Origin of the sequence: Paenibacillus sacheonensis (assembly GCF_009909195.1) — a bacterium.
GTDB classification, from domain to species: Bacteria; Bacillota; Bacilli; order Paenibacillales; family Paenibacillaceae; genus Paenibacillus_Z; species Paenibacillus_Z sacheonensis.
On the sequence record NZ_JAAAMU010000012.1, the window covers coordinates 146,898 to 173,423 of the forward strand.

Below are 26,526 nucleotides of genomic sequence, written 5' to 3' on the forward strand. Positions count from 1 at the left end.
TTTCCTGTTCCGCTATCCGCGCATCATCAGAATAGCCGGCGATGCGACAAGCACCATGAGGACAAAAAAGATACCGACGAGCGGAAACACAAGCTTCGAGGACGCTTCCTCCCCCCTTGCCCGAACGACGGCCTTGCGCTTCTCCCACAGCGAATACGACAGTTCCTTCAGCGATAGCACCAGCCGGTCTCCGCCGCGCCTGTAATTTAGCAGCAGCGTCGTCGTGAAGACGGATACTTCCTGCACGCCGCAGCGCCGGCTGAAAACCTCCATCGCCGCGGCGAATGATTCTCCGTTGCGGACGGATTCATTCACTCGCCGCAGCTCGAGCAGCAGCGGATGCTGCCCCTCCTCGTCGCTGCGCTCCGCGCAGCGTACCAAGGCACGCTGCAGCGTCTCGCCCGCACCGAGCAGGAGCATTAATTTACCCAGCACCTCCGGCAGCAGCAGCACGATGTCCTGTTTCCGGCGCGTGACTTGCCCGGCGACATCCTTCCATTTCGCCGCCGGAACGACGATGCCGAGGAGCAGCCCGAGGCTGAACAGCAGCGGTTCTCCGCTGAGCACGCCCAGCCAAGCGCCCGACCACATCGCCAGGAAGCCGAACCCTACTGCTTCGGCAATGAATCCGCGGCTGGCTTCGGCGGACCACGTGCTTCCATTCAGTAGGAGCAGTCTTCCATGCAAGCCCGCAGCGAGCGGCTGAAACCGATCCAGCAGCCCGCTCCGATGAAGCAGCGCCTTGAACGGCGCCGCAAGCAGACGCTCCTTGGGCTCGCTCCGGCTTCCCTTCATGCGATCGCGCTCGCTCAAATACAGCGCGAAGCACCATACGGCCGTCAGCAGCAGCCCCGCTGCCCAAGCAAGAATCATCGGCAACCACTCCTTATAGTCGGATTTTCATGATTTTGGACATGAGCATGTAACAGAAACCGAGAGCGAGCAGCGCGCCGGTCAGCAGGAAATATCCGGCACCGCTGTACAACGGCTTCATATAGTCCGGGGCGGAGATGCTGAGAAAAGCCAAAAAGATGAACGGAACGGCCATCATGATCCGGGATTCGAATCGCTTCTGAGCGACCATGACCGCGATTTCCTGCTGCACCTCGAGCTTCTCTCCTATCATTTGGGACGTGCGGCGAATGACGTCCACCATATCTCCGCCTGATCGCTTGCACGTCGTAAAGACGTCGGCGAACTGCGAAATGTCGTCAATGCGAGCTCTCCGGCTGAAATCGTTCAGCGCGTGCTCCAGCGGCTCCCCGTACCCTAAACGAGCCGCAACGATTTCGAATTCGATAATAATTTCCGTATTCGGGCTGGGATAAAGTAGCTTCAAGTCCTCCTGCGCCGTCAGAAACGCATTCTCGACGGATCGGCCTGCCGCCAGCGAGGAAGCGATGGAATAGAGCGCCTCCTTGAACTGCTGCGCTAGACGCTGCTTTCGCCGCTCCAGCAGGAATTTGCGGTACAGCCGGGGGACGACGATTCCGGCAGCGGACAATAACAGCGCAGCCGGCACCGAACGGTAGAACAAGTAGGCTGCGGTAAACGCGATGCCCCCGCCGATCACGCCCGACGTCATGAATTGCCGCCCGTCCAGCCTGTATTCCGAATAATGAATCAAGCCGTCTGCGGCATGGACGCCCGCTCTTGCCGCCGCAGAATCCGGCCAAGCGAGCCATTCTGCCCAATCTTTCTTCTCCCGTCCATGCCGTTTCACGCGCCTTTGCCTCCCCAAACATCGGATATGCCTGCCATTCTCAGCTTCCAGGCTCGCTGCAGCTCATTGCCGGCGCGCTTCAAACCGCCGAAGCGGCCGTCCCGCTCGCCTTCCTCTTCGAACCGATACAACGACTGGAGTGTTACTTCGCCGTTCACGACGCCGGTCACCTCGCAAATTTCCGTGACGCGGCGCGATCGGTCGCGCAACCTTGCTACATGTACGATGATGTCGATCGCGGAAGCGATCTGCTGCCGAATGACCGCTACCGGAAGCTCGGCGCCGCTTAGCGCCATCGTCTCGAGGCGCGCGATCATATCACGGGCACTGTTGGAATGCCCCGTGGACAAGCTGCCGTCATGCCCCGTATTCATGGCTTGCAGCATATCGATCGCCTCCCCGCCCCGCACCTCCCCGACGATAATTCGATTCGGCCTCATCCGCAGCGAAGCCCGGATCAGCTCGCGCATGGATATAGCCCCTTTGCCCTCGGTGTTGGCATTGCGCGTCTCCATCGTAACGAGGTTGGGCACGGACACGATCTGCAGTTCCGCGGCATCCTCGATCGTGACGATTCGTTCATCGTCGGGGATAAATTGGGACAGCGCATTGAGAAGCGTCGTTTTTCCGGAGCCTGTCCCGCCGCTGATGAAGATGTTGTATTTCGCCCGAACGAGCTTCTCCAACAGCGCGGCCGCCTCGTCCGGAAGCACCTCGAGCTTGATCAGATCCTGCATCAGAAGCGGCTTGTCCGGAAATTTCCGAATCGTCATCGTCGGCCCTTTCAGCGCGATCGGCGGCAGCACGATATGAACGCGCGATCCGTCTTTCAGGCGGGCGTCCACGATGGGCGACGATTCGTTCACGACCCGGTTCACGCCGGCCACGACCGATTGGATTAAATCCTCCAGCCGCTCCCGGCTTTCAAAACCGAACGGGAGGCGCATCAGCTGGCCGCCCCGCTCGACGAACAGCTCTTCATGACCGTTAATCATGATCTCCGTCACGGTGGGATCGTCCATTAAGGGTTGAATGAGATCGAGACCGCGGAAGGCGTGAAACAGCCGGCGGACCAATTGGATTTTCTCCCCCGCCGGCAGGGGATGCTCCGCGCACCAACCGAAAACGACGCGTTCGATCTTGGCCGTCAGTTCGCCGTCGGTTAAGGAGCTGTCCAATTCCAGCTGGCCCCGAATGCGCTCCTTCAACAGCTGCACCGTTTCTTCATGCATGATCCACGCCTCCTTACAAAATGCCGAGCTTGCGAACCAGGCCGTCCACGGCGCCCCTGTAATGGGGAACCATCGCGCCGGCCGCATTCAAATGATCGCCGCCCGCCCATTCCTCCACGTAAGGAAGCTGCGCGTCGAACCGCGGGGAGCTTCCTCCCTGCATGTCCGTCCGATGCGGCAAGGAGCCCTTCTGGACGAAGCGGAATTTCGGCTGCTGATCGCGGAAGGCTTGACCGAATTTACGGTCGGCATATCGCATCGCAAGCTCGTTCTTGCGCCCGCTGGCGGCATCCGGCGTCACGAGCCATAGAATCGTATCGCATGCCTCGAACACGGCGGTATGCAGAGCGTCCAGCCTGCTGTCCAAATCAACGACGACGAAGCCGTAGTCGCCGGTGTCCACGATCGCGGCGATCAGACGCTTAGCTTGTTCTGCCCCTAGCGACAACCGCTCGTCCGGATTGTCGCAGGGCATGAACATATCCATCCCCAGGGCAGGGTGCCTTCGGCGCAGCGCCGAGACGGCGGCAGCCCCTTTGCCAGGCTCCGATTGGAGTGCATACAGCAGTCTGGCAAAATCATCGCCTCCCCCGGCCGCATCCTCCGAGGCCAAAGAACCGTTCCACTGCTCGAGGTTCAAATAAAAGGATTGGACGCCCGATATGCTGGCATGCCTCGCCAGCTGCATGGCAAGCGTGGTCTTTCCCGTACCGCCCGATGCGGAGTATACAGCCGCAACCGCAGGTCCCTTCCCGCGTAGCGCCGGCTTCGGAAGCGCATGGCCGCCGGCAGCGTACAACGCGGTGAAGGCTTGAAGCAATTGCGGCAGCGGCTGATACTGCAGCAGTTCATTCGCGTGACGGGACTGCCCGCGAAAATCGACGAATGCAGCCGTCGAGATCGTCTGCGGCAGCTCGCCAACCTCCTCCAGCATCGCGGACTGCGCAGCCAATAGATCGACCGGATAGCCGCCGCGAATAAAACCGCGGAGCGCCGCAGCGTTCGTGAATGCGGTCAGCTGCCAGCTTTCGCCGAAAGCGGAATGACGAATATAATCGGCCAACCGCTCGATATAGGCGCTTTCCTTTACCGCCACAACCAGATTTCGTTTGTTCATGATGCTCCATTCCACACTCCTTCAGGATGAGAGAAACGCAAAAAAGCACCATAACGACGCAAGGTTCTGCGCAGTTACGGTGCTTCCGTAAGCAAACTTTATTGAATTGACCATAATTTACCATGGAAGTCTTAGGGTGTCAACCCTTCTCCACGCAAACTTACGACATGATTTCAAGCCTCTCTTACGAACTTATTAGTTGCTTGTTATTTGTAAGTTAGATATAATTGGGTTAGTAACGACATAAAAAATGAGTTACTTAATTTTACATTTTACCCACATACGGAGAGGAAGAATTCATAATGAACACAACCAATACATCGGCTGCCTTGACGGCGGAACAAGTCATGCGCGCCCGCAATTCCGTACGCAAATATAAGAAAGACGTAGTCGTTCCCGAAGCCGACCTGAACGAAATCCTTGAGCTCGCGGCAGCTGCTCCTTCCTCGTGGAACCTGCAGCAATGGCGCTTCCTGGTCGTACAGGAACAAGCGCAAAAAGATCTTATCCTGCCGATCGCATACGGCCAGCAGCAAGTGTCCGACGCTTCGGCTGTCATCATCGTCCTAGGCGACCTGCAAGCCAACATCACGGGCCGCGAAATCTTCGAAGGCGCCGTGGCAGCAGGCCATATGCCGAAAGAAGTCGCAGACTCGATGATCGCTCAAATCGACGGCGCGTATTCGTTCGAACAGGTTGCGCGCGACGAAGCGAACAAGAATGCCGCTTTCGCAGCTATGCAGCTGATGCTCGCAGCCAAAGCGAAAGGCTACGATACCGTTCCGATGGGCGGCTTCGACAAAGAGAAACTCGTTCAAGCATTGAACATTCCTTCGCGTTATATCCCGGTCGTTATGATCGCGCTCGGCGAAGCCGCGGCTCCTGCGCATGCGTCCGCTCGCCTGCCGCTTAGCAAGCTCGTTATCAACGAATCGTTCTAATCTCGTTACCCATGCTCTTATAAATATCAAAAAGCCCTCCGTTCTCCATCAGAGACCGAGAGGGCTTTCTTATTGTCCTGCCAATACGCTGAATCGAACGGGAAGAGTAAATGCTAATGCACCGTATGTTCGCCGCCATGATCGATCGGGTTAACGCCGAGCAGGTCAAACGAATGGGGGGCGGCATGCCTTCCGAAGAACAGCCCGATCTCCCTTGCCGCGCTGGCCGGGGAATCGGATCCATGCACGATATTGCCTGCGATATCCATCGCAAAGTCGCCTCGAATCGTTCCCGGCGACGCCTCGACGGGATTCGTCTTGCCGATCAGCGCGCGCGCATTCTCGACCGCATGTTCGCCTTGCCAGATCATGGCGCACACCGGGCCGGACGTTAAATAATCGACGAGCTCGCCGAAAAACGGTTTTGCTTTCAAGTCGCCGTAATGCTGCTCCGCCAGCGCGCGGTCAATATGCAGCAATTCGATTGCCGCCAGCTTGAATCCCTTCTGCTCGAACCGCGTGATGATCGGACCGATTAATCCCCTGCTCACGCCATCCGGTTTTACCATGACAAATGTCTGTTCCTGCCGCGTCATAGCCAATCTCCTTCCGTGGTTACCTTGCCATGCATTCTGCCGTTTGGACAGAAAAACGGCGCAGACGCCCTCTCGGGCCGCACCGTTCCTATAACATCAGTATTCCACGGACGGGAGATTTTATTCAGGCTCGCTTCCTGTATTCCGCCTTTTCGAATTGCGCTTCTACGCTTCTTTCTCCCGGGATCGTACCTATTCCTCCGTCAGCGCCAAGAACGCATCCACGTCTTCCAGCAGCAGCGCCACCGCTTCCCGCCAGAAATCGGGCTGATCCAGCCTTACGCCCAGATGCTTCTCGCCCAGCTCTTCCACCGTCATCAATCCCGTATCCCGCAGGAGCGAGACGTAGCGCTCCGCGAACGACGCGCCTTCCTTCTTCGCGATGGCGTAGATGCCGCCGCTGAACAGGTAGCCGAACGTATACGGGAAGTTATAGAACGGAACGTCCGTCAGGTAAAAATGCAGCTTCGCCGCCCAGAAGTGCGGGTGCAGCTCGCCAAGCGCGCCGCTGAATGCCTCCCGCTGCGCTTCTTCCATCAGTCCGTTCAGCTCTTCTTGACTGACCATGCCTGCGCTGCGTTTCTCGTAGAAACGCGTCTCGAACAGGAAGCGCGCGTGGATATTCATGAAGAAAGCAACCGCATTCTGCAGCTTCTCGTCCAGCAGCGCCAGCTTCTCATCGCGTTCCGTCGCCGCTTCCAGCGCGGAATCCGCCACGATCATTTCGGCGAAGGTCGAGGCCGTCTCCGCTACGTTCATCGCGTATTCCTGCGCTAGCGGCGGCAGGTCGTTCATCACATGCTGGTGATAAGCGTGGCCGAGCTCGTGCGCCAGCGTCGATACGTTGTCCGGCGTACCGGAATACGTCATGAATATACGCGTCTGCTCGCTCTTCGGGAACGCCGTGCAGAAACCGCCGGGGCGTTTGCCGGGACGGTCTTCCGCCTCGATCCAGGCGTCCTTGAACGCCATTTCCGTAAAATCGGCCAAGTCCGGGCTGAACGCGCCGAACTGCTCCTTGATGAATGCCGCCGCCTCGTCGTAGGAAACCTTCTTCTCCGTCTGACCGAGCGGCGCGGCGACATCATGCCAGTCGAGCTTCTTCAGCCCGAGCAGCTTCGCTTTTCGTTCCAAATAACGAACCAGCTTCGGCTTGCCTTCCGTAACGGCGGACCACATCGCATTCAACGTCGCTTCGCTCATCCGGTTGATTTCGAGCGGTTCTTTCAGTATCGATTTCCAGCCGCGCTTATCGTACAGCTTCAAGCGGAAACCGGAAATCCGGTTCAACGTGTCCGCGCATAGATCGGCCTGCTCGCCCCAGACGCGTTCCCACTCGGCAAAAGCCGCTTCTCGCACGGAACGGTTGCTGTTCGAGAGCCGGTTGAACATCTGTCCGGCAGAAAGCTGCTTCACGGTACCGTCTTCTTCGGTCGCATCGAAACGAATGCGGGAGACGATCGTGTTATAGAAATCTCCCCAGCCATGATAACCGTCGACCGCCAGTTCGCCAGCCAGCGCTTCCTGCTCGGGAGGAAGCTTTTCCTTCGACGCTTCGCGGCGCTCGTTCAGCACGAACGCAACCGGAGCGGCTTCGGCGGATTGCAGCCATGCCTGCCAGGAAGCATCGTCCGTGCGAAGCAGCTTCTCGTCAAAGCTCGTCAGCGCCGCATTGAATTTGGCCGACATCGTCTTCACCCGGTCGTTCAGGCCATTCGCGGCCGCGTCCTTCATCTGCTGCGCCTGCAGGCAGGACACGAACGAGTCCGACTGGCGAATTCGAAGCAGAATGGATTGCACGGAGGCCGTCCAGTTCGTCAACTGTTCCGCCGACGGAGCCGCGCCTGCTGCCAGCGCCGCAAGTTCTCCCGTCAGCGATTCGATATCCCGCTCCATACCGGCTAGCTCTGCCAGGAATGCCGCCGAATTCGAGCCGCCCTCGTAAATTACGTCCAAGTCCCAAGTCATTGGATAATTTGTCATTATGTCGTCATCTCCTAAAAGGTTTTGCGGGCGCAGCCCGCCGCCGGTTATCCGGCGGAAAAAGCAAAAACTGCCTCGGAAGCATAAGCTTAAGGTTTTGCGGGCGCAGCCCGCCGCCGGTTATCCGGCGGAAAAAGCAAAAACTGCCTCGGAAGCATAAGCTTAAGGTTTTGCGAACGAAGCCCGCCGCCGGTTATCCCCGCCGCTCTTCGCGTTGCGTAATGGACGGCATCGGTGTATAACTGATTATAACGGTAACGTTGTCCCTTTTACCAATCCTATGCAGTCCAAGCTTCCGTTCATAACAAGGGCAAGGCCTACGAAAATAAGGAGTTGACACCGATGTCCCAACCATTGCAGCTATCTGCCGAGACCGCCGTTAAGCTGTCCAAGGAGCTGAACGTTCCGCTGGAGCATCTCATGCATATGCCGAAGCATATTTTGTTGCAGAAAATCGCCGAGCTGGCCGCCAAGGCAGCCGCCGAATCCGAGAGCAAACCCGAGGTTGAAGGAGACGGCAAGCCGTGATTCCCTTCGAACGCTCCTGGCCGTACGACATCATCATGAAGGACGTCTACGTCTCCTCCTGTCCGTTCTGCGGCCAGGATAACGTCCTGCTCCCGCTCCGGCCGAGAGAAATCCCCGACATCCACACCGGCAAGAAGAAGCTGCTCGTCTTCCCCTGCTGCCGGAACCGGGTCACCGTCGTGGATGCGGACCAAGACTACCTTCTGACCGATACCGTGCTGCGGCGCGCCTAATGCTGCCCGGCAAGGCATCTGAATCCCGGCTTCAACGGCAAAGAACCTCCACATCCCCGTGCTCTCAGGCAGCCGCGAGGGTGGAGGTTCTTTTTTGTCGCTTACTTGTCTGCAGCATAACTCATATGCAATACAACTCATTCGGCCAGCACCATTCAATCCCGGGGATAATTGACGCTCATAATATCCATGAAAGGAACCTTGTCCAATCCGTCCGCCGTATCCACATGGACCCTGCCCGTTCGGGAATCCATCTTCGAAATTTGCCCCCGCACGGTCTCTTCTCTTCCCCAAACGGTCAGCAGAATCACGGATTCCTCCTGAAAGGCTTCCACCAGCTGATTTCCTATTTCCTCCAGAACGAACTCGTCTCTGGTAGGTCTCTTCGGTATTTTCGCTTTTGCCACATTCGTCACGCCTTCGCTTCATAGCTTGAACCTCTATCATAATATGAATGGCCCATTTGGGAAATGGTAATTATCTTTTTGCGGGCGAATTTTAATAAATCGCCGCCGCGAGCGATTATCGAAGAGCCTACCAATCGGATCGGTCCGATGACGCAAGAACGCCCGCCGAGATCGTCTCGGGCGGGCGTTCTTCTTATAGACAGCTGACAGTGTGCCTGCGCAGCGGACGGTCACCCGAAACGAGAGTCATGCAATGCCCTCGGCCGTCTCCTCGTCGAGGCCCATCTGCGCTTCGCGAATCATCTGCCATTGCTCCCGGCTAGCGCGGATCATCGCGGCATCCGTAATTTTCTTATCGTTCACGACGCGGGAGAACCAGCGGACGGCCAGCCGCGGATCTCCGACGCGACGGTGCAGTTCGCCGATCAGATACATCAGCTTGGCATTGTTCAGCGATACGCCCTCCGTCTCGAACACCGCGATATAAGCGTCCAGCGAGTGACGGAGAAACCGCTGCTCCTGCTCCGCGTTGCCTTCGGAGCGATAGAGCCACGCGATATGATGAAGAAGCCCTGCGATTACCCGCTCCTTCTCGCCGATGATGCCCGCGCAGAGTAAGCCGAGCTTGCAGCAGATCAGCGCCTGCTCTCTCGTCCGGCTGCCGCCGAAATCCCGGTGAATCCAGCGCGAGCCTGCTTGCTCGTAGTAAGCCTTTTTTTGGGCATCCGTCAATCTCGAAGCGCCGTTCTCCGTCGAGGAGAAGCCGCAGTCCGGACAAACCCAAACGATGTAATAATCCGGGTTGATGTCATTGGCATACAAGGCGCGAAAATCGGAATCCCTGCTTGCCGCTTTCTTGAAGCTCGGGCGGACGCGCGATGTTGGATAGGAACGCTCGCAGCAAATGCATGTTTTGGTCGTCGCGTACAGAGGTTCCATCTCATCACGTCTCCAGGTCGTTTAAGGTTGGTTAATAAAATGATGCGCCGGCCCCGAAAGCCGCACCAGGATCAGCTCCTGCAGCTCGTCCGGCAAATCGGTCTCGGCCAGCGCGGCGCGCATGCAGCCCAGCCAAGCTTCGGCACGCTCGGGCGTAATCGGGAAGGGCAAATGACGCGCCCGCATCATGGGATGGCCGTGTTGGTCGGAATAGAGAGACGGCCCGCCGAAGAACTGCGATAGAAACAATGTTTGCCGCTCCATGACCGGATCGATATCAGCCGGGAACAGCGGTCCGATCAGAGGATTCTTCAGTACCTTAGGATAAAAGGCCTCTACGATCTTTCTGATTCCTTCGACTCCCCCGACCGCTTCAAAAATAGTGCTATAGTTATTCATCGTCTTCTTCATCTCCGTTTTTTAGGTCTTTGGGATTACTTGTAAAACTTTTTTTTCGCGAAGCCATTCTCATCAAAACGTCAAAAAAATGCCCTCGCTCTGGAGGGCATCTTGGTATCGTATAGTGTTGCGACTAAGGCACCAGGACTAACGCTCGTAATCCTCTTCTCCGGGAGCCACAAGCGACTCGCGGATGACGTAAACGAAGGCACATACAAAAATGCCAGCAATTATACTCACCGTCATCACCTCAAGCGTTGGATTGACTTAATCCGATTGTACCATACCCGGGAATAAAAAGACATTCTCTTTTGCAAGCGTTTTCTAAATTTATTTTCGGCTTGAAACCTGCTTTTTCCATCGATGCAGGATGCGGACAGGTGATGATTGCGCCTGCTTGGACATATAGCAGTAATAGTCCGATTTTCACTTGTCTTTTAGGAGGGAGTCCCCTTTGTATATCGTTCGGTTCCTGTTTCGTCCGGCCATCATCCCGGCATGGTCTGCCGCCGTGCTCGCTTTGCTGCTCGCCGCCTTTCCCGCCCCCGCGCTCGAAGCCTCCCTGCGCGGCCTCTCGATATGGTGGGAAGTGCTGTTCCCTGCGCTGTTCCCGTTCTTCGTGATCTCTGAACTGCTGCTCGGCTTCGGCATCGTCCACTTCTTCGGCAAAATCCTCGATCCGCTGATGCGTCCGCTGTTCCGCATCCCCGGAATCGGCGGCTTCGTCGTCACGATGGGTTACGCCTCCGGCTACCCCGTCGGCGCGCGTCTGACCGCGCAGCTGTGGGAGCAGAAGCTGATCAATCGCGCCGAGGGCGAACGGCTCGTCGCCTTCACGACGACATCGGATCCGATCTTCCTCATCGGCGCCGTGTCGGTCGGTTTCTTCCACAGCGTCGCGCTGGCCCCCGTCCTGGCCGCCGCTCACTACGGCGGCGGGTTACTCATCGGCCTGCTCATGCGGTTCCATGACCGCCACGCCCCCGCCAGCAGCGAGGAGAAGGTGCGGCGCGCACCTGGCGCTCGCCGGAAAAGCCGTCTTGCCGAAGCCCTGCAGGCCATGCACACCGCCCGTCTAATGGATGGCCGACCGCTCGGCAAGCTGATGCAGGACGCGGTTCAAGCCGCGCTGCGCCTGATGATCGTCGTCGGCGGGCTCGTCGTCGTCTTCTCCGTCATCATGGAACTCCTCCGTCAAACGGGCAGCATCGAGGTGCTTGCCGGAGGCGTACGCTTGGCGCTCGGGCTGGCAGGGATGCCGGCCGCCTTGGCGGATGCCGTCGTGAGCGGCACCTTCGAGGTCACGCTCGGCGCGCGTTCCGCCGGCTCCGCGACCGGGAGCGGCCTCATGAACCAAGCCGCGATCGCCGCCTTCGTGCTGTCTTGGGCAGGCCTCTCGGTTCATGCTCAGGTAGCAAGCCTGCTAAGCCGAACGGACCTTCGCTACAAGCCCTTCCTCATCTCGCGCATCCTGCATGGCGTTATTGCCGCCGTGCTCGTCTACATGTTCTGGGGATGGCTCGGTCCTGCCGCGTGACGTTGTATTCAGCCCCGTTTTCAGCTATGATGCAAGGAGAATCTGGCTGATTTCCAAATGAAACGCCCGCTGGCGCTGCGACTGCAGCGGTCCGGTTCACGCGGACATCGGCTGTGCGGAAGGGGCTACTACCTTTGAACTACGTCGTCATTGACAGAGGCGACAAGCTGTCGAAGCAGCTTGCCGCCCAATTTCATATCCTAGCGGCGGCCCGCGGACTGGTACGCAACGACGAACGGCCTCAAATGGTCGTTTCCATCGGCGGGGACGGAACGCTGCTGCAGGCTTTTCACTCCCACGCGGACCAAGTCGAGGACATCGCTTTCGTCGGCGTCCATACCGGCCATCTCGGCTTCTTCGCCGACTGGAAGGCCGACGAGCTGGAGGAGCTGGTCCGCATGATGGCGGAGGACGAGCCGAAGATCGTGCGCTATCCGCTTGCGGAAATCGTGCTCGATACGTCGGAAGGCCTATCCACTTACATCGCGGTCAACGAATTCACGCTGAAGGGCGTAGACAACACGCTTGTCGCCCAGATCGATATCAACGACGAGCTGTTCGAGATGTTCCGGGGCGACGGCATCGTCGTATCGACGCCGTCCGGCAGCACGGCGTATAACAAAAGCTTGGGCGGGGCGGTCATCCACCCGTCCATCGACTGCTTGCAGATCGCGGAGATCGCATCCATCAACAATCGCGTGTATCGAACGCTGGGCTCTTCGGTCGTCCTGCCGCAGCACCACCACTGCGACATTATTTCGCGCAAGGATCAGCGGCTTCAGCTGACCTTTGACCATTTGAACATCACGAGGTCCGATATTCGCTCCATTCGGTGCAGCGTCTCTGCGCGCAAAATCAGCTTTGCCCGCTATCGGCCGTTCCCGTTCTGGAATCGGGTGCGCGAGGCATTCCTCGGCTACGAAGTCAAATAGATGAACCGTTATCGTGCATTTTACCGACTCGTCCAGCCATACCGCTGGCTCGTGGCGTTAACGCTGATCATCGGCGCCGTGAAGTTCGCGATTCCGCTTACGCTGCCGCTCTTCATCAAATACGTCGTGGACGACGTGCTGCTCTCGAGCCTGCCCGCCGCCGACAAAACCGCCAAGCTGTTCAGGGCCATCGGACTGGCCTTCCTGATTTTCGTCGTGCTGCGCTATCCAATCGAGTATTATCGGCAGTATTTCGCGCAATACACGACGAGCCGCGTGCTGTACGATCTGCGAAACAAGCTGTATGTCCACCTTCAGCAGCTTTCGCTGCGCTTCTATCAGAACCGCAAGTCCGGCGAAATCATCTCCCGGATGATGAACGACGCCGAGCAGACCAAGTCGCTCGTGGAAACCGGCCTGATGAACATTTGGCTGGATATGTTCACGCTCGTGATCGCGCTCATCATCATGTTCAACATGAATGTGACGCTGACGTTCGTCGCCATCGCGATTCTGCCGTTCTACGGCTACGCGGTGAAGAAGCTGTACAAGCGGCTGCGCGGTTATTCCCGGTCGCGTTCGCAAGCGATGGCCGACATGCAAGGCTACCTGAACGAACATGTGAACGGCATTCCCGTCATCAAGAGCTTCACGCTGGAGCGTCATGAAGAAGAACAATTCGGCGCGCGCAACCGAACGTTTCTCGACCGCGCCTTCGCCCTGACGCGCTGGAATGCGCTCACGCAATCCATCATTAACACGTTGACGGAGATCGCCCCGCTCCTGGTGCTCGCCTGCGGAGGATATCTGGTCATTCAGAATACGCTGACCCTCGGTGAATTCGTTGCGTTCTACGGCTATCTGGATCGGCTTTATGCGCCGCTTCGCAGGCTTGTCAACGCTTCGACCGAGCTGACCCAAGCCTCGGCTTCCTTGGAGCGCATCATGGAGCTGTTGGACGAAAAACCGGAAGTCAAGGATTCGCCCGGCGCGTCCGTCCTTCCTTCCGTTCGCGGCGATATCGTCTTCGAGCATGTCTCGTTCCGTTATCACGACGAGTCCGAATGGGTGCTGCGGGACATCAGTTTAACGATTCCCCATGGCCATACGGCGGCGCTCGTAGGCATGAGCGGCGGAGGCAAGTCATCGATGGTCAGCCTGCTCGCCCGCTTCTATGACGTTCAGGAGGGCCGCATTACGGTCGACGGACAGCCCATCGACGGGCTCACGCAGCAAAGCCTGCGCTCCCATATCGGCATGGTGCTGCAGGACAATATCTTGTTCAGCGGCTCCGTCCGCGAGAACATCCTGCTCGGCAATCCCGAGGCCTCGGAAGAAGCCATGATGGAGGCGGCGAAGAAAGCCAATGCCCATGACTTCATCCTGTCATTGCCCAAAGGGTACGACACCGAAATCGGCGAGCGGGGCGTAAAGCTGTCCGGCGGACAGAAGCAGCGCATCGCCATTGCCCGCGTCTTCCTGAAGGATCCCGCCATTCTGGTGTTGGACGAAGCGACGTCGGCCCTGGATTTGGAATCGGAGCGCGCCATCCAGGAGTCGCTCGCGGAGCTCGCGCGCAACCGGACGACGCTCGTCGTCGCCCATCGGCTGTCGACGATCACGCATGCGAATCCGATCGTCGTCATCGAGCACGGGGAGATCGTGGAGCAGGGCTCCCATGAGGAGTTAATGGCGCTGGACGGCGCTTATGCGCGGTTGTATAACGTGCAATATTTATAGGCGCATGCCGATCCTCAAAAAATATACGCCGGTTCATCCCAGGGATGAACCGGCGTTTTTCTTGACGATTGATTAGCTTTGCTTAGGCGCAGCGTCCTTATTGCGGTTGTGCTGCTGATGCTGCTGGCGCGGTTGAGTGTTCGGCTCGGATGCCGCCGCCACCGGCGCTTTCGGATTGAAATGCCGCTGCTTGCTGCGGCCGCGATCCGAGCGCTCCGGACGATCTCCGCGCTGTTCGCCGCGGTCCTGACGTTCAGGACGTTCGCCTCGCTGTTCGCCGCGGTCGCTGCGTTCCCCGCGATTTTGGCGTTCGGGCCGTTCGCTCCCGCGCTCTCCGCGTTCGCTTCGTTCAGGACGCTCACCGCGTTCCTGCTGCTGGCCGCGTCCGGCTTGCTGCCCTTGGCGGGCGCCGTGATCGCGGTCCTTGCCGGAAGGCTTGCGCTGATGATTGTCGCGCGGAGCGTTCTCGCGTTCCTTATCGGTTTCCTTCGTCGTTTCCTTGCGGCTGTTGCGCTGCTGCTCGCGGCGCAAGTCCCGTTCATGCCGCGGCATGAATTTGACATGCTGATTCTCGGACACCGGCGCATCGGCCGCTTTCGCGGCTGCGATCGTGCGGGAAGCCGTCAATAACGCTTCCTCCGCCGTATCCGGCACCTCGATAACCTCGTATTCGCCGGTGTTCTCGCCGCCCTCGCCGTCTTCGCCCTGCTTCACGCCGCCCGGCTGTTTCTCGAGAACGAAATACGCGCATCCGAAATTGCAATATTCGTTAATGTAATCCGCGATGGTGGAAATGACGGATTCCCGCGTCGCCTTCGGGTGAGTATCGCGAAAGAACCCTTTAAGCCGCAGCTGATTGTATCCCCAGTCTCCGACTACGTAATCATAGCGTTCCAGCACGTCGCTGTACCGTTCGCGGAATGCCTCGAGATTCCAACCGTTTCTGTTTTCGTGGATTAATGCGTAGGCTCTGCCGCTTATATGGATCAAGGCTCTTCTCACTCCTTAAAAGTTTTGCGATCACGTTAAGATGCCGGTTATCCGGCAAAAATGAGCAAAACTACTTCGTAAGCATAAACAAAGTTTTGCGATCACGTTAAGATGCCGGTTATCCGGCAAAAATGAGCAAAACTACTTCGTAAGCATAAACAAAGTTTTGCGATCACAGTTTGCTGCCGGTTATCCGGCAAAAACGAGCAAAACCACTTTGTAAGCTTAAGCTCACAGGGATGCGCTTTGCGCTTCCTCCGCCGATTTGACCTGCTCGTGCGCATGATAGGAGCTGCGTACGAGCGGCGCGGATTCCACGTGGCTGAAGCCGCGCTTCAAGCCCTCTTCCTTCAGCTTCGCAAACTCATCGGGATGCACGTAGCGGGCGATCGGCATATGATTCGGCGTCGGCTGCAAATATTGACCGAGCGTCAGAATGTTGCAATCCACGGCGCGCAAGTCGTCCATCGCCTGCAAAATCTCATCCCACTCCTCGCCGACCCCGAGCATGATGCTGGATTTGGTCGGAATTTCAGGCTGCATTTCCTTCGCCCGTTTCAGCAGCTCCATGGAACGCGGATACTTCGCTTTCGCGCGCACGCGGTCCGAGAGCCTCGCGACGGTCTCTATATTATGGTTCAAAATATCGGGTTTCGCATCCATGACCGCCTGAAGCGCTTCCCAGTTCCCCATGAAGTCCGGAATGAGCACTTCCACGCTGCACAGAGGCAGCTTGCGGCGAACGGCCTTGATCGTTTCGACGAAAATGCTTGCGCCGCCGTCCTTCAAATCATCGCGTGCCACGGAGGTGATGACGCAATGCCGCAGGCCCATCTGCTCCGCGGCTTCCGCCACGCGTTCCGGCTCCTGTAGGTCCAGCTCCGTCGGCAGTCCGGTCTTCACGGCGCAGAAGCGGCATGCCCGCGTGCAAATGTCGCCGAGAATCATGAACGTCGCCGTGCGGTTCGCCCAGCATTCGTAAATATTCGGGCAGCGCGCTTCTTCGCATACCGTATGCAGCGTCTTGGAGCGCATCATATCTTTCAGTTCGGCATAATTGCCGCCCGTCGTTAATTTTATTCGCAGCCAATCCGGCTTAGGTAGTTTCTCTTTGGTCTTCATTGTACGCAGTACCTGCTTTCCTTCTTCACTCTGCGTCTTATTATAGCATGTTTCGGATAAAAACCAATGATTTGCAAACCATAACAGCAGAGCAGCACCGCTTAAGCTGCATCCCTAACTGATAGATCGACCGGCCCGAAGAGGTCGTCCCCGACCCTTGCAACAAGGTCGCGGCCGGTGGTCTTGCTTGGAGGCTGAATCAGGTGAAATCATATGCCTACCGCCTCATGGCGGTAATTCCGCTCGCGCTGATGCTGCTTCAGTCCGTGCCGGATCGGGCGGGCGCATCGGCCCCGAATCAAAAGCCGACCCAAGAAAAACTCTATGCCGAACGTAAAATCCTGTATGACGAAATCAGCGTCGTGACCGGCATTCCCTGGTACAGGCTGGCGGCCATCGACCAATACGAGCGAACGATAACGAAGGCGCGCCCCAAAACCCGTTCCCAGCTGGGGCAGTATATCAGCGTCTTCGTCACGGAACAGGATTGGGCCGGGGAACTGAATCCCGACAGCGGCGATCAATTCCCGCTCTCGATTCATTGGTTCAAGGGCCTCGGGGAAGACGGCGACGGCGACGGGCTCGCCAAACGCACGGATGATACCGACTTGTTGTACGCGGTGGCGAATCATATCATGCAGTTCGGAACGGAAGAGGATGATTTTGCCATCGGCCTGTGGCAGTATTATCACAATACCCGGGCGGTGCAGCGCGTCCGCCAGTTCGCCCGCCTTTATGAAACGTACGGCAGACTGAACCTGTTCGATCATGCGTTCCCCGTTCCCATCGGAACCAACTATTCGTATAAAGGCACATGGGGCACGCGCCGCAGCTGGGGAGGGTACCGCATTCATGAGGGTACCGATATTTTCGCCGGCCATGGCGTTCCGGTAAGGAGCACCTGCTTCGGCATTATTGAGGTGAAGGGCTGGAACCCTTACGGCGGCTGGAGGTTAGGCATCCGCGACCTCAATAATTACTATCATTACTATGCGCATCTGAGCGGCTATGACAAGACATTGGACGTAGGCTCTATCGTGAAGCCGGGCCAAGTCGTCGGCTGGGTCGGCAGCTCCGGGTACGGACGCCCGGGCACGCAGGGCAAATTCCCCCCTCACCTGCATTACGGCATCTACCGCGACCGCGGGCTCGCGGAGTGGTCCTTCGATCCGTATCCGAGCTTAAGGCAGTGGGAAAGCGAAGAAAGACGCCGGTTGCGCGGGAAGTAAGCACTCCGCTTAGGAACGAAAACGGAAATAAACGCGAAGAGCGCTTCGTCGGTTCAGCCGATTAGCGCTCTTTTCTTTATTGGCCCCGCATCAAGAATCGTCCTCCGAGTCGGCGGACGTTCCGCCGGAGAGGCCGCTATTGACCTCCGGCGCTTCCTCTCCGCCCGTTCCGCCCTGCGAGCCGGAGACCGCGTTCTTGTCCGGCACCCCGGGGATCGCGATGCTGGGCGCATTCGGCGCGGAATCGCCGACGGGATTGCCGTTATTGTCGTAATAATACGTCGGCACGTCGCCGACGACGAGCAGATAAGAGATCGGAATTTCGGTTTCCACCAGCTCGGGCTTCGTATCGAACGGAATGATGATGGATACTTCCGCCACGATGTGCATGTACACTTCCACGAGGATCATGTTGATGCCGGCGTCCTTCTGCCGGGTATTCAGGTCCACCTTGACGGCGCCGATCGGCTCGAACTTTACTGGGATTCGGGGACCGAACGAGGCGATAATGGCGCTGCCGAGCGCCTGGCCGAGCGGAATTTTCTCCGGAATGTCGCCCATCTTGTCGAGCGTCGTTTGAACCGTATCGATCGTTTCTGACGTGATGCGCATATGCTCCGAATAGTTGAGCATGAAGCCGGATATTTTGCCGTCCGCATTCGTTTTCCATTCGATAAGCTTGTCGGCGCTTGTCTTCTCCGCCACCTGCTTCGTGATCGACTTGTTGATCGCCTGCGTCGCCTCTTGCTTCACGCGTACCTGCGCGACGGTCATGAGCGGCTTCTGCAAATTGCGCTCGATGAAGATGAACGTCTGGAAGAAGAAGAGCACGAACAGCAGCGACAGAAAGATAATCAGCCTGCGCCGGTTCGATTTCTTGCCGCGCTTGCCGCCGGAGCGGCGGCGGGCGCCCGTGCTTCTCCAGCCTCGCCGGCCCCATCTGCGCATATGGCGGCCCCCTTCCATGCCTTTGTCCGCTTTCCCCTTCCAAGCTTATGCGGGACAGGGACAAAAAAGAAGACGGCTATGGACGAGAAAGCAATCCCGCGCCGATGCAGGCGGCCGCGGACAGCTTGCGAACCCCGATGCCGAAACGGATCTCGATCGTCTCGCGGCTCGCCGCGATGAATTCGCCCGCGCCGAACGCGGAATGAAGCAGCGCATCGCCGGGCTTCAGGCCCTCGAAGCTCTTCAGCGCGCTAGGACTGCGCTCGGAAGGCTGTTCTCCGGGCCTGCCTTCGGTGACGGTTACGCCGGAGCTTGCGGGACCGCGCGTGTTCCGCTTCGCGTTCGGCGCGGTCGGCTTGCGTGCCGGCAGCCGCCTGCCGTCCGTCCCCGCGTTCCAGGCCGCCTCCGGCCTGCGGGCAGGCGCCGACGTCGGCGCCGGGGCTTGCGCCTGTGCCTTCGGCGGAGATTGCAGCTGCCGGACGGCCTCCATGAACTGCGATTCCTTCGCTTCCTCGCCGTCGCGCCTGTTGTAGCTGAGCAGCGTCAGTTCGCGTTTGGCACGCGTCATGCCGACGTAGAACAGCCGAACCGCTTCCTCCATCAGCGGAGAAACGCCGCCGTCTACTTTCTTCATATCCTCGTTCGAAGGAATGATGCCGTCGATCAGATCGATCATGAACACGCGCTCGAACTCCAGCCCTTTCGCGCTGTGAAGCGTAGAGAACGTGACCGCGTCCGCGTTCTTGTTCTTCTTCGAAGCCTTCATCGCGGCTTCCAAATACTTCAGCCGGTTCGCGAAGTCCTCCAGCGTCTCGAGCCCGTCCGCGATATCCTCCAGCGTGTTCAGAATGCCGATCAGGTACTCCTTGCGGAAGCCAAGTCGTTCGCACATCCGCTCGATCGCCCGCTCGTAACCGAGCTTGAACCGAATCAGGCGGATGGCTGCGCGCGGCTCCATGGCCCGCATGGATTGGAAGAGCTCCTTGCATTCCGCGAGCTGCTTCGGCTGATAGTCCTGCAGCGGCACGTGCGCGATCAAATTGTCGAAGACCGATTCGCCGTTGTCGATGGCGCCGAGCGCGGCCATTTGCACCTTGGAGATATAGCCGGACATCTTGGTATGGATCTTCTCGAGCAGATCGGGACGCTTGTCCGTATACGCCATGCGCATGAAACCGAGCACGTCCTCCAGCACCCAGTGGGAGAAGAAGCGGTTGTCCCCGTCCTTCATGTAGAACGGGATCCCCCGGCGGTCGAACTCGTTCATCAGCATGATCGAGGAGGCGTTATTCCGATACAGCACGGCCGTTTCGCTCAGCGATTCTTCCTTCTCCGCCGCCGCGGCCACATACTTCGCCTGCCCTTTGTAATCCTCCAGCTGCTTCAAATAGATCGGCCGGCTGCCCGGATTGCGCGTAAACATGTTCTTGTCGTACCGGTTCTCGTTGCGCTTGATGAACTTGTTCGCGATGTCCACGATGTTGCGCGAGGAGCGGTAATTTTGTTCCATCTTCAAGACGACGGCCTCGGGGAATACGCTGCGGAAGTCGAGCAGATACTGCGGCTCCGCGGCACGCCACGTGTAGATGCTCTGGTCGTCGTCGGCCACGACGCACAGGCAGCCATGCCGCCTTGCCAGTTTCTCGATAATGGCATGCTGCACGAGCGACGTATCCTGGCTTTCGTCCGTGAGGACATAATCGAACCGGTTCTGGTATTTCCACAGCAGCTCGCCGCTCTTCTCCAGCGCTTCGTTCGCGATGACGAGCATATCGTCGTAATCGACCAGCACCTTGCCCGGGAATGAACGCTTGAACGCTTCGTACTCCTTCGCCACGAGCGCGGCCTCCGGAACGTCGCATTTCGCTTCGGGCCATGCCCGCTCGGGAATGAGCTTGTTCTTGACGTAGCTGATATAGGTCGTCAGCTCTTCCATCTGATCCTCGGTCAGGTTCTCTCCCCGCACTTTGCGATACAGATCCCGCAGGATCAGCTTCTTGTGCAGCGGCAGCTCGTCCTCCTCCGGCTGCTCCACTTCGCCCTCGATGATCTGGAACGAGATGCGCGACCGCCGCAGATGCTCCCGCATCACCTCGAACGCGAAGCTGTGGATCGTCGAGAATTGGACGCCGCCGTCCGGATTGCCGGGGAAGAACCGGTTGTACCGATCCTTCATGTCCTGCGCCGATGCCCGGCTGAACGTCACCGCTTTGATCCGCGACGGATGAACGCCCTTCGCTTCGATCAAGTAGCCGATGCGCATGATGATCGTCGTCGTCTTCCCGGAGCCCGGCGACGCGAGCAGCAGCAGCGCGCCCTCGGTCTGCAGCACCGCCTTCTTCTGTACCTCGTTCAATGCCACGCCAAGCTCCTCTTGCTTGCGCGCGAAAAAGTCTTTGCCTGCGCCAGTCATTCCCATCTACCTTCCGTCCGCGAGACGCAAACATCCCTCTCCGGCTCGGGAGAGGGATGTCGTCGATCCGCCGTTTTCTGTACGTTAAGTATCGCAATAAGGAGCGCTATGACGCAAGGGTTAATTTTTCCGTTTGACCGGCTGCTCGCCGGCGCGTCTCATCTTGGCGACCGCCCATAGCAGAAGCGGCAGCCCGAACATGTGAATCGGCAGAATGTAAGGCGTCGCGATCTTCTGCGGGAACAGGACGGAGCTTTCGATGAAATCGCGGGGAACGAGCGCGATGCCCAAGGCGGCGGGCGCGACAAACCAGGCCATGCGCCGCCATCTGCGAACTTTTAACCACTGGGCGGTACCATACGTGCACGCGAAGAAATACAGCGAGACCTTAATGAAGACGCTGACGATCCAGATGGCGATGACGAGCGAATCCATATTCTGAACGAAATCGAAATACGAGGTGTTGCGGATGAGATTGAAGTACGGATAAGTCATATTGCTGCTCTGCTCCGGTCCCATGACCACGATGGAGAGAAACGTCGCTGCGCAGGTAAGGAGCCCGCTCATGCCGACCCCGAGCAGCACGTACTTCGATCCCGTTCTCTGCTCCGCGACGAAGCCGTAGACCATCCACATGAGGACGCAGTCGCCGAGGAAAGTCATCGTCGGCAGCGATCCCTTGAGGATGACCAGCAGTCCCGAATCCGAGTAGATGGGCAGCGCGTAGTTCATCTTCGCGTCATCGACCATCAGGATTAACGGAAGCAGAATGCCGAGCAGAATGAACGGACCGAACAATTCCGAACATCGGGCAAGCACTTCGATGCCGGACACGGTTACGTAAGCGGCGACGAGGATCATGCTGACGAGCGGTACCAGCAGCGGCGTTCTCGGCAGGATCGTCGACAGAATAAACTCCGTATATTGCCTGAGAATCATGCCAAGGACGACATACCAAAACAAAAAATAAAGTCCGATCACCGCGTTCCCCGCCCACTTCCCGACGATCGACGGAACGAAATCGACCAGCGTTTGACCGGGAAAACGCCGATTGACCCTGGCATGCACGAACGCGGAGAACACGCCGAGCAGGCTGGCGAACGCCGTCGACAGCCAAGCATCGCGGCCTGCCGCCATGACGGCCGGATTGATGGTAAGCAGAATGGTCATGCCCGCCTGCATGACCGCCACCAGCCAAAACAGCTGTTTGCCGCCGATTCGCATCTCCTTCATGTGCCGACCTTGCCGCCGTGAATGAGCTCCTGCCCGAGCTTCTCGAATAACGCGTCGACGACTTGGGTCGGTCCCGGCAAATGCGGGAAGATCATCAGCAGAACTGCCAAAATCCAAGCGGCGGCGAACAGCGCGAAATGCACGAACCTTTCCCTCGGCTGCGCTTGAAGCACCCATTTCCACTGGAATGCGGCAATAAGAAGACTGATCGTCATTAAGCTCGGAATGGCGTAATTCGTCATTGTCTCCCCTCCCTTTCCTTCTCGCTCGTCTGCACGTTGGATAAGCCCGGCCGCAGCAAGCGCGAGTTCGAAATCACCTTCACCTCGACCTCGGGAAAAATGTCGTCCCACTGCGATGCGTAACGATGCCATGTCTTCGGGTACGCGCGATGGAACTCCCCGGCAAAATCGAACGCGTCCGCCTTCAACCCCTTCTGCACGGCTCGAAGCGCAAGATTCACGCGGTCGGTCATGTTCTTGTCTATCGCTTTCTCCACGCTGCGCACGGCCGCTTGGCTCGTCATCAGATTCGCGCTCGACGCATTCTGCAGCGCGTCGGTTTCGGCGTGAAGCCGAACCGTCATGCTCCATTTGCCATGCTCGATATGCGGCTTCAGCTTTGTCGTGCTGCGCAGCACTTTGGCGGAAACCGTACCGTCCGCTCCCGCGGGAGTTACCGTAAGGACCGCGGACTTGACTTCGTTGCGCAGCCAGAGGAGGCCCCTGGTCGTCTCTTCGTCGACGACGCCGATCATCCGATCCTGCTTGAATATCGCGGTGCCGTTTTTGTAATTGGCCGTCGTGTCGGGATTGCTCTTCGTTCGCGGCTGATTCTGCTTGATCCAGGGCAGCGCCGCCGCGCCCGTCTCGTCGGAAAGCATCTTGGCCAGCTCGGTCATGGTCACGCTCATGGATAATTTGCTCTTCGCGATCTCCCGAAGCGCTTCCGAAGAATCCCGTTCCAGGACGGCCTGCATCTCGAGCACCCGTCTCGCCTTGCCCGCACTGACGTAGATGTAGGCCCGTTCCCTAGGCTGGGGCGCGCGCATCAGATAGTCCACGTCATCCCGAATGCCGTGCCTGGCTTCGGATTCGCCGAAAATAATGACCTCGGCATGCCCCCAGAACAGCTTGCGCGGCAGCCTTTCCTGCAGATGCGAGAGCGCATCGGCAATATTCTCGCCGACCGCGGAATGTACGAAGGTGCTGGAGCTGCCGGTGCTGCTCTTCTGTCCCATCTCCATGCTGCCTCCCCCTCCGCTGGATGCGCGCGGAATGAAGATCTGCACGGCCAGCTCGATGCTCTTGTCATCGTGCCGGTCGATGGCCGCTCCCGTAATCAATCCAAGATCGTTGATTTCCGTTCGATCCCAGCATCCCGACAGCAGCGCCGCGCCCGCGACGGCCGCGGCCAGCAGCGCGAGCCTGCCGATCATTCGCATGCTCATGAAGCCCGCGCCCCCCTTGCCGCGGCGATGCCCAGCATCAGGACCGGTATAAACACCTGCGTGAGCAGCGAGAGCATCGGAACGCTGGTCCCGAGCAAGTTCCGCAAATCCTCGAAGTCCGACGCGCACCAGAGACTGAACAGGATCATCAGCAAGCCGATCGGCGCGATCATAAAGCGGTAATCTTTCAGCCGCAGCAGCTGGGCCGTACCGAGCGAGGCGGCGTAATACACGACCATGATTTTGATGAAGATCGCGACGAGCCAAGCCGCCATCAGCAAGGATTCGATGTGCTCGATGAAGTCCGACAAAGAGACGTAGCGGACCGCGATGAGGAACGGATAATTGAAGCCCCTGTTCACATTGCCGAAAATGTAAAGCACCGCCAGGTTGATGCACAGCATCGTCAGCAGCACGGTAAGGAGGCTGATCAACAGCCACTTGAATGCGGAGATGCTTTTCTTTACCAAGTAGGGCAGGAAAATCGATACGATAAAATACTGCGAATACCAGGAAGAAAGCACGAGCGAGGAGCGCAGGACGGGCATCGGGCCGTATTCCAGCATAGGGAACATTTCCTTCGCGTTCATATCCGGCACCATGATGATCAGCATAAAGATGATGATGACGAGCGCCGCCGGAATCAGGAGCTGCGACGTCCTCACCCACACTTCGACGCCTTGATGCAGCGCGTAGGCGCATACGATCATCAAACTGGAGATGACGAACACCATCGGGGTATGCAGCAGGAAGGTCGTGGCGATGAATTCGCCGTATTCCCGAATGACGATCCCGTTCGTATATAGGAAGGAGAATAGATAAAAGGCAGCCAGCATTCGCCCGAGAACGGTCCCCAGCACGAGCTCGCAGTACTCGATGAACGTTTTCCCCTTAAATCGGTCATGCAGCTTGCACATGACGAAGATAATGACCAGGCCGATTACGGATGACACGATCGGCACGATCCACATGTCGCGGCCGGCCGTGTTCATCGTGATGCTCGGTACCGCGAGCGCAGCTGTGGCGAGTATGGTCGGATGCATGAAAATTGCCAGCTGCAGCGGCGATATACGGCCTTTTTCGATCATGAGGACTCATTCCCTTTTGGCGGTTCTGGTTTCAAATTCGTCGCTTGGCGGTTCGGATTCGGCGATTTCCCGGTCAGGCTCGGCCGCTTGCGCTGCATCCAAATCGGCGGACGCGACAGCACGTCCTTCATCTCCGAGCCTCTCATCGGCGCGATCGGCTGCAAATACGGCACGCCGAAGGAACGCAGCGAGCAGAGGTGGATGACGATGACGATGATACCCAGCATGAGGCCAAGCAGGCCCAGCACGCCGGAGAGGATCATGATGGGGAAGCGCAGCATCCGAATGGCGATCCCGCTGCTGTACTGCGGAATCATGAAGGAAGCGATTCCCGTGATGGCAACGACCATGACCATCGGCGCGGATACGAGGCCGGCTGACGTCGCGGCTTGGCCGATGACGAGGGCGCCGACGATGCTGACGGCGGCGCCGACCTGTTTGGGCAGGCGCACGCCCGCTTCGCGCAAGGCCTCGAACGAGATTTCCATCAGAAGCGCCTCCACGAGCGCGGGGAACGGGATGTCTTCCCTGGACTTCGCGATGCTGAGCAGCAGCGAGGTCGGCACCATCTCCTGATGGAAGGTCAGAATCGAGACGTACAAGGAAGGCAGAATCAGCGTCATGATAAAAAACAGATAGCGGAGCCAGCGGATGAGCGTGCCGATATAGAAGCGCTGGTAATAATCCTCCGGGGATTGCAGCATGGAGTACAGCGTTGCCGGCGCGATAAGGACGAACGGCGTGCCGTCGACCAGGATCGCGATTCGGCCTTCGAGCAGGCCGGAGCTGACGACGTCGGGGCGTTCCGATACTTGCATTTGCGGGAAAGGAGAGAACGGACTGTCTTCGATCAAACCCTCCACGTACCCGCTCTCCAGGATACCGTCGATGTCGATGCCGGCAATCCGCTCCTGCGCTTCCGCTACCAACGCATCGCTGGCGACGCCCTCGAGGTAGACAAGGTTCACTTCCGTGCGGGTTTGACGGCCGAGCCGAAAGGGCAGCATCTTGAGCGCGGGCGTCTTGATCTTGCGGCGCAGCATGGCACGATTGATGCTGATCGTCTCCGTGAAGCCCTCGCGGGGGCCGCGCACGACGGATTCCGCGGAAGGCTCCTCGATGGAGCGCTTCTCCCATTTGGCCAGCCCCATGGCGAAGCATTGCGTCAGTCCGTCCACGAACAACAGGACGCAGCCGGTGCTGACATGCAAAATGGCATCTTCGATCGAATCGACCGCGAGTACATTGGAAACGGAAAGCGCTCCTCCAAGTACCCCCAGGGCATTGCCGTCATCAAGCGCAGTTTCCGACTCGCGGAGCGCCCGGATGATATGCTGGTCCAGGACTTCCACGTTGACCAAGCCGTCGATGAACAATACGAAGGCATCTCTTGCTCCGCCGAGCTTCATCTCGCGAAAGATAACATCCTCGCACTTCGAATAAATGCCGGTCAGCAGCTTATAATTAACAGCCAGTTCGGGAGAAACGGCCTGCGGGGAAGCATCGGTGTTCATGGGCAGTCTCCTTGTCGGTATTCCTTCTTAATTTTTCCATAATGCGCGTTCCGTAAACGCCATCCGACAATTGTTCGGCAGCGTTTGACACGGGTGCGAAGTAAAAAAGCCGCATCCGCCCGGCTCAAAATCTTCCGGTTGGATGCAGCTTCACCCGCTGCTTCTTGCGTGCTTCTGGTATACCTATACGCCCTTTCAATGGCAGTTCGTGACAACCGATGAAAGCCGATGA

At 58.3% G+C, this 26,526-nt stretch carries 25 protein-coding genes; 7 read left to right on the top strand and 18 right to left on the bottom strand.

Annotated features, from left to right (window positions below; all coding sequences use genetic code 11):
* Positions 1 to 12 precede the first annotated feature (12 nt).
* Genes GT003_RS21415 through GT003_RS21430 form a run of 4 tightly spaced genes read right to left on the bottom strand, consistent with a single transcriptional unit; the run spans position 13 to position 4,072 of the window.
* Positions 13 to 873: a type II secretion system F family protein gene (locus tag GT003_RS21415; protein ID WP_161701645.1), complete on the bottom strand. Its 861-nt coding sequence runs from the start codon at positions 871 to 873 to the stop codon at positions 13 to 15.
* 13 nt (positions 874 to 886) lie between these two features.
* Entirely contained in the window at positions 887 to 1,723 is an 837-nt protein-coding gene (locus GT003_RS21420) for a type II secretion system F family protein (RefSeq protein ID WP_338045968.1), read from the bottom strand.
* A complete protein-coding gene (locus tag GT003_RS21425; protein ID WP_161701647.1) occupies positions 1,720 to 2,955 on the bottom strand; it encodes a TadA family conjugal transfer-associated ATPase in 1,236 nt (411 codons plus the stop codon). Before GT003_RS21425 ends, GT003_RS21420 begins: the two co-directional genes overlap by 4 nt.
* A 13-nt stretch (positions 2,956 to 2,968) precedes the next feature.
* Positions 2,969 to 4,072, bottom strand: coding sequence for an AAA family ATPase (locus GT003_RS21430; protein WP_161701649.1), 1,104 nt, complete (start codon positions 4,070 to 4,072; stop codon positions 2,969 to 2,971).
* A gap of 302 nt (positions 4,073 to 4,374) precedes the next feature.
* Between GT003_RS21430 and GT003_RS21435 the strand changes: the two genes are divergently transcribed.
* Positions 4,375 to 5,013, top strand: coding sequence for a nitroreductase family protein (locus GT003_RS21435; RefSeq protein ID WP_161701651.1), 639 nt, complete (start codon positions 4,375 to 4,377; stop codon positions 5,011 to 5,013).
* 113 nt (positions 5,014 to 5,126) lie between these two features.
* Here the strand turns inward: GT003_RS21435 and ndk are convergent, their stop codons facing one another.
* Complete coding sequence (ndk, locus tag GT003_RS21440) at positions 5,127 to 5,609, bottom strand: nucleoside-diphosphate kinase (protein WP_161701653.1); 483 nt, start codon at positions 5,607 to 5,609, stop codon at positions 5,127 to 5,129.
* 192 nt (positions 5,610 to 5,801) lie between these two features.
* Positions 5,802 to 7,592 carry a M3 family oligoendopeptidase gene (locus tag GT003_RS21445; RefSeq protein WP_161701655.1) on the bottom strand — a complete coding sequence of 597 codons (1,791 nt, stop codon included), beginning with the start codon at positions 7,590 to 7,592 and terminating at the stop codon, positions 5,802 to 5,804.
* A gap of 342 nt (positions 7,593 to 7,934) precedes the next feature.
* Between GT003_RS21445 and GT003_RS21450 the strand changes: the two genes are divergently transcribed.
* Positions 7,935 to 8,120, top strand: a complete 186-nt coding sequence (locus GT003_RS21450; protein WP_161701657.1) for a YycC family protein — start codon at positions 7,935 to 7,937, stop codon at positions 8,118 to 8,120.
* Positions 8,117 to 8,353, top strand: a complete 237-nt coding sequence (locus tag GT003_RS21455; protein ID WP_161701659.1) for a hypothetical protein — start codon at positions 8,117 to 8,119, stop codon at positions 8,351 to 8,353. The genes GT003_RS21450 and GT003_RS21455 overlap by 4 nt, the downstream gene beginning before the upstream one ends.
* 155 nt (positions 8,354 to 8,508) lie before the next feature.
* Here the strand turns inward: GT003_RS21455 and GT003_RS21460 are convergent, their stop codons facing one another.
* The 3 genes from GT003_RS21460 to GT003_RS21470 all read right to left on the bottom strand — a co-directional run bounded on the left by GT003_RS21460 (position 8,509) and on the right by GT003_RS21470 (position 10,098).
* Positions 8,509 to 8,760: a YolD-like family protein gene (locus tag GT003_RS21460; protein WP_161701661.1), complete on the bottom strand. Its 252-nt coding sequence runs from the start codon at positions 8,758 to 8,760 to the stop codon at positions 8,509 to 8,511.
* Positions 8,761 to 9,006: 246 nt separating this feature from the next.
* Positions 9,007 to 9,699 (bottom strand): DUF2225 domain-containing protein, encoded by a 693-nt coding sequence (locus GT003_RS21465; protein WP_161701663.1) that lies wholly within the window; start codon positions 9,697 to 9,699, stop codon positions 9,007 to 9,009.
* A 21-nt stretch (positions 9,700 to 9,720) separates the two neighbouring features.
* Positions 9,721 to 10,098: a globin domain-containing protein gene (locus tag GT003_RS21470; protein WP_161701665.1), complete on the bottom strand. Its 378-nt coding sequence runs from the start codon at positions 10,096 to 10,098 to the stop codon at positions 9,721 to 9,723.
* A gap of 460 nt (positions 10,099 to 10,558) precedes the next feature.
* Here GT003_RS21470 and ylbJ point away from each other — a divergent pair, with 460 nt between their 5' ends.
* From ylbJ to GT003_RS21485, 3 genes are all read left to right on the top strand, one after another.
* A complete protein-coding gene (ylbJ, locus tag GT003_RS21475; protein WP_161701767.1) occupies positions 10,559 to 11,635 on the top strand; it encodes a sporulation integral membrane protein YlbJ in 1,077 nt (358 codons plus the stop codon).
* A gap of 134 nt (positions 11,636 to 11,769) precedes the next feature.
* On the top strand, positions 11,770 to 12,567 hold the full coding sequence (locus GT003_RS21480) for an NAD kinase (RefSeq protein ID WP_161701667.1): 798 nt from the start codon (positions 11,770 to 11,772) through the stop codon (positions 12,565 to 12,567).
* Positions 12,568 to 14,307, top strand: coding sequence for an ABC transporter ATP-binding protein (locus tag GT003_RS21485; RefSeq protein WP_161701669.1), 1,740 nt, complete (start codon positions 12,568 to 12,570; stop codon positions 14,305 to 14,307).
* 72 nt (positions 14,308 to 14,379) lie between these two features.
* On the opposite strand, the gene GT003_RS32285 is transcribed toward GT003_RS21485, so the two are convergent.
* Positions 14,380 to 15,297, bottom strand: a complete 918-nt coding sequence (locus GT003_RS32285) for a YutD family protein (protein ID WP_161701671.1) — start codon at positions 15,295 to 15,297, stop codon at positions 14,380 to 14,382.
* 231 nt (positions 15,298 to 15,528) lie between these two features.
* Positions 15,529 to 16,509 (bottom strand): lipoyl synthase, encoded by a 981-nt coding sequence (gene lipA / locus GT003_RS21495; protein ID WP_338045973.1) that lies wholly within the window; start codon positions 16,507 to 16,509, stop codon positions 15,529 to 15,531.
* Between the two features lie 137 nt (positions 16,510 to 16,646).
* Between lipA and GT003_RS21500 the strand changes: the two genes are divergently transcribed.
* Positions 16,647 to 17,648 (top strand): M23 family metallopeptidase, encoded by a 1,002-nt coding sequence (locus GT003_RS21500; protein WP_161701771.1) that lies wholly within the window; start codon positions 16,647 to 16,649, stop codon positions 17,646 to 17,648.
* 90 nt (positions 17,649 to 17,738) lie between these two features.
* Here GT003_RS21500 and yunB read toward each other — a convergent pair whose 3' ends face one another.
* From yunB to GT003_RS21535, 7 genes are all read right to left on the bottom strand, one after another.
* Positions 17,739 to 18,596 carry a sporulation protein YunB gene (gene yunB, locus GT003_RS21505; protein WP_161701673.1) on the bottom strand — a complete coding sequence of 286 codons (858 nt, stop codon included), beginning with the start codon at positions 18,594 to 18,596 and terminating at the stop codon, positions 17,739 to 17,741.
* 76 nt (positions 18,597 to 18,672) lie between these two features.
* Positions 18,673 to 21,009 (bottom strand): ATP-dependent helicase, encoded by a 2,337-nt coding sequence (locus GT003_RS21510; protein ID WP_161701773.1) that lies wholly within the window; start codon positions 21,007 to 21,009, stop codon positions 18,673 to 18,675.
* A 120-nt stretch (positions 21,010 to 21,129) separates the two neighbouring features.
* Positions 21,130 to 22,242, bottom strand: a complete 1,113-nt coding sequence (locus tag GT003_RS21515; protein WP_161701675.1) for a GerAB/ArcD/ProY family transporter — start codon at positions 22,240 to 22,242, stop codon at positions 21,130 to 21,132.
* The gene (locus tag GT003_RS21520; protein WP_161701677.1) at positions 22,239 to 22,484 is read right to left on the bottom strand and encodes a hypothetical protein; all 246 of its coding nucleotides are present in this window, start codon (positions 22,482 to 22,484) and stop codon (positions 22,239 to 22,241) included. The genes GT003_RS21515 and GT003_RS21520 overlap by 4 nt, the downstream gene beginning before the upstream one ends.
* Entirely contained in the window at positions 22,481 to 23,692 is a 1,212-nt protein-coding gene (locus GT003_RS21525) for a Ger(x)C family spore germination protein (RefSeq protein ID WP_161701679.1), read from the bottom strand. The genes GT003_RS21520 and GT003_RS21525 overlap by 4 nt, the downstream gene beginning before the upstream one ends.
* Positions 23,689 to 24,780 (bottom strand): GerAB/ArcD/ProY family transporter, encoded by a 1,092-nt coding sequence (locus tag GT003_RS21530; RefSeq protein ID WP_161701681.1) that lies wholly within the window; start codon positions 24,778 to 24,780, stop codon positions 23,689 to 23,691. Before GT003_RS21530 ends, GT003_RS21525 begins: the two co-directional genes overlap by 4 nt.
* Positions 24,777 to 26,294 (bottom strand): spore germination protein, encoded by a 1,518-nt coding sequence (locus GT003_RS21535; protein ID WP_161701683.1) that lies wholly within the window; start codon positions 26,292 to 26,294, stop codon positions 24,777 to 24,779. The genes GT003_RS21530 and GT003_RS21535 overlap by 4 nt, the downstream gene beginning before the upstream one ends.
* Positions 26,295 to 26,526 lie beyond the last annotated feature (232 nt).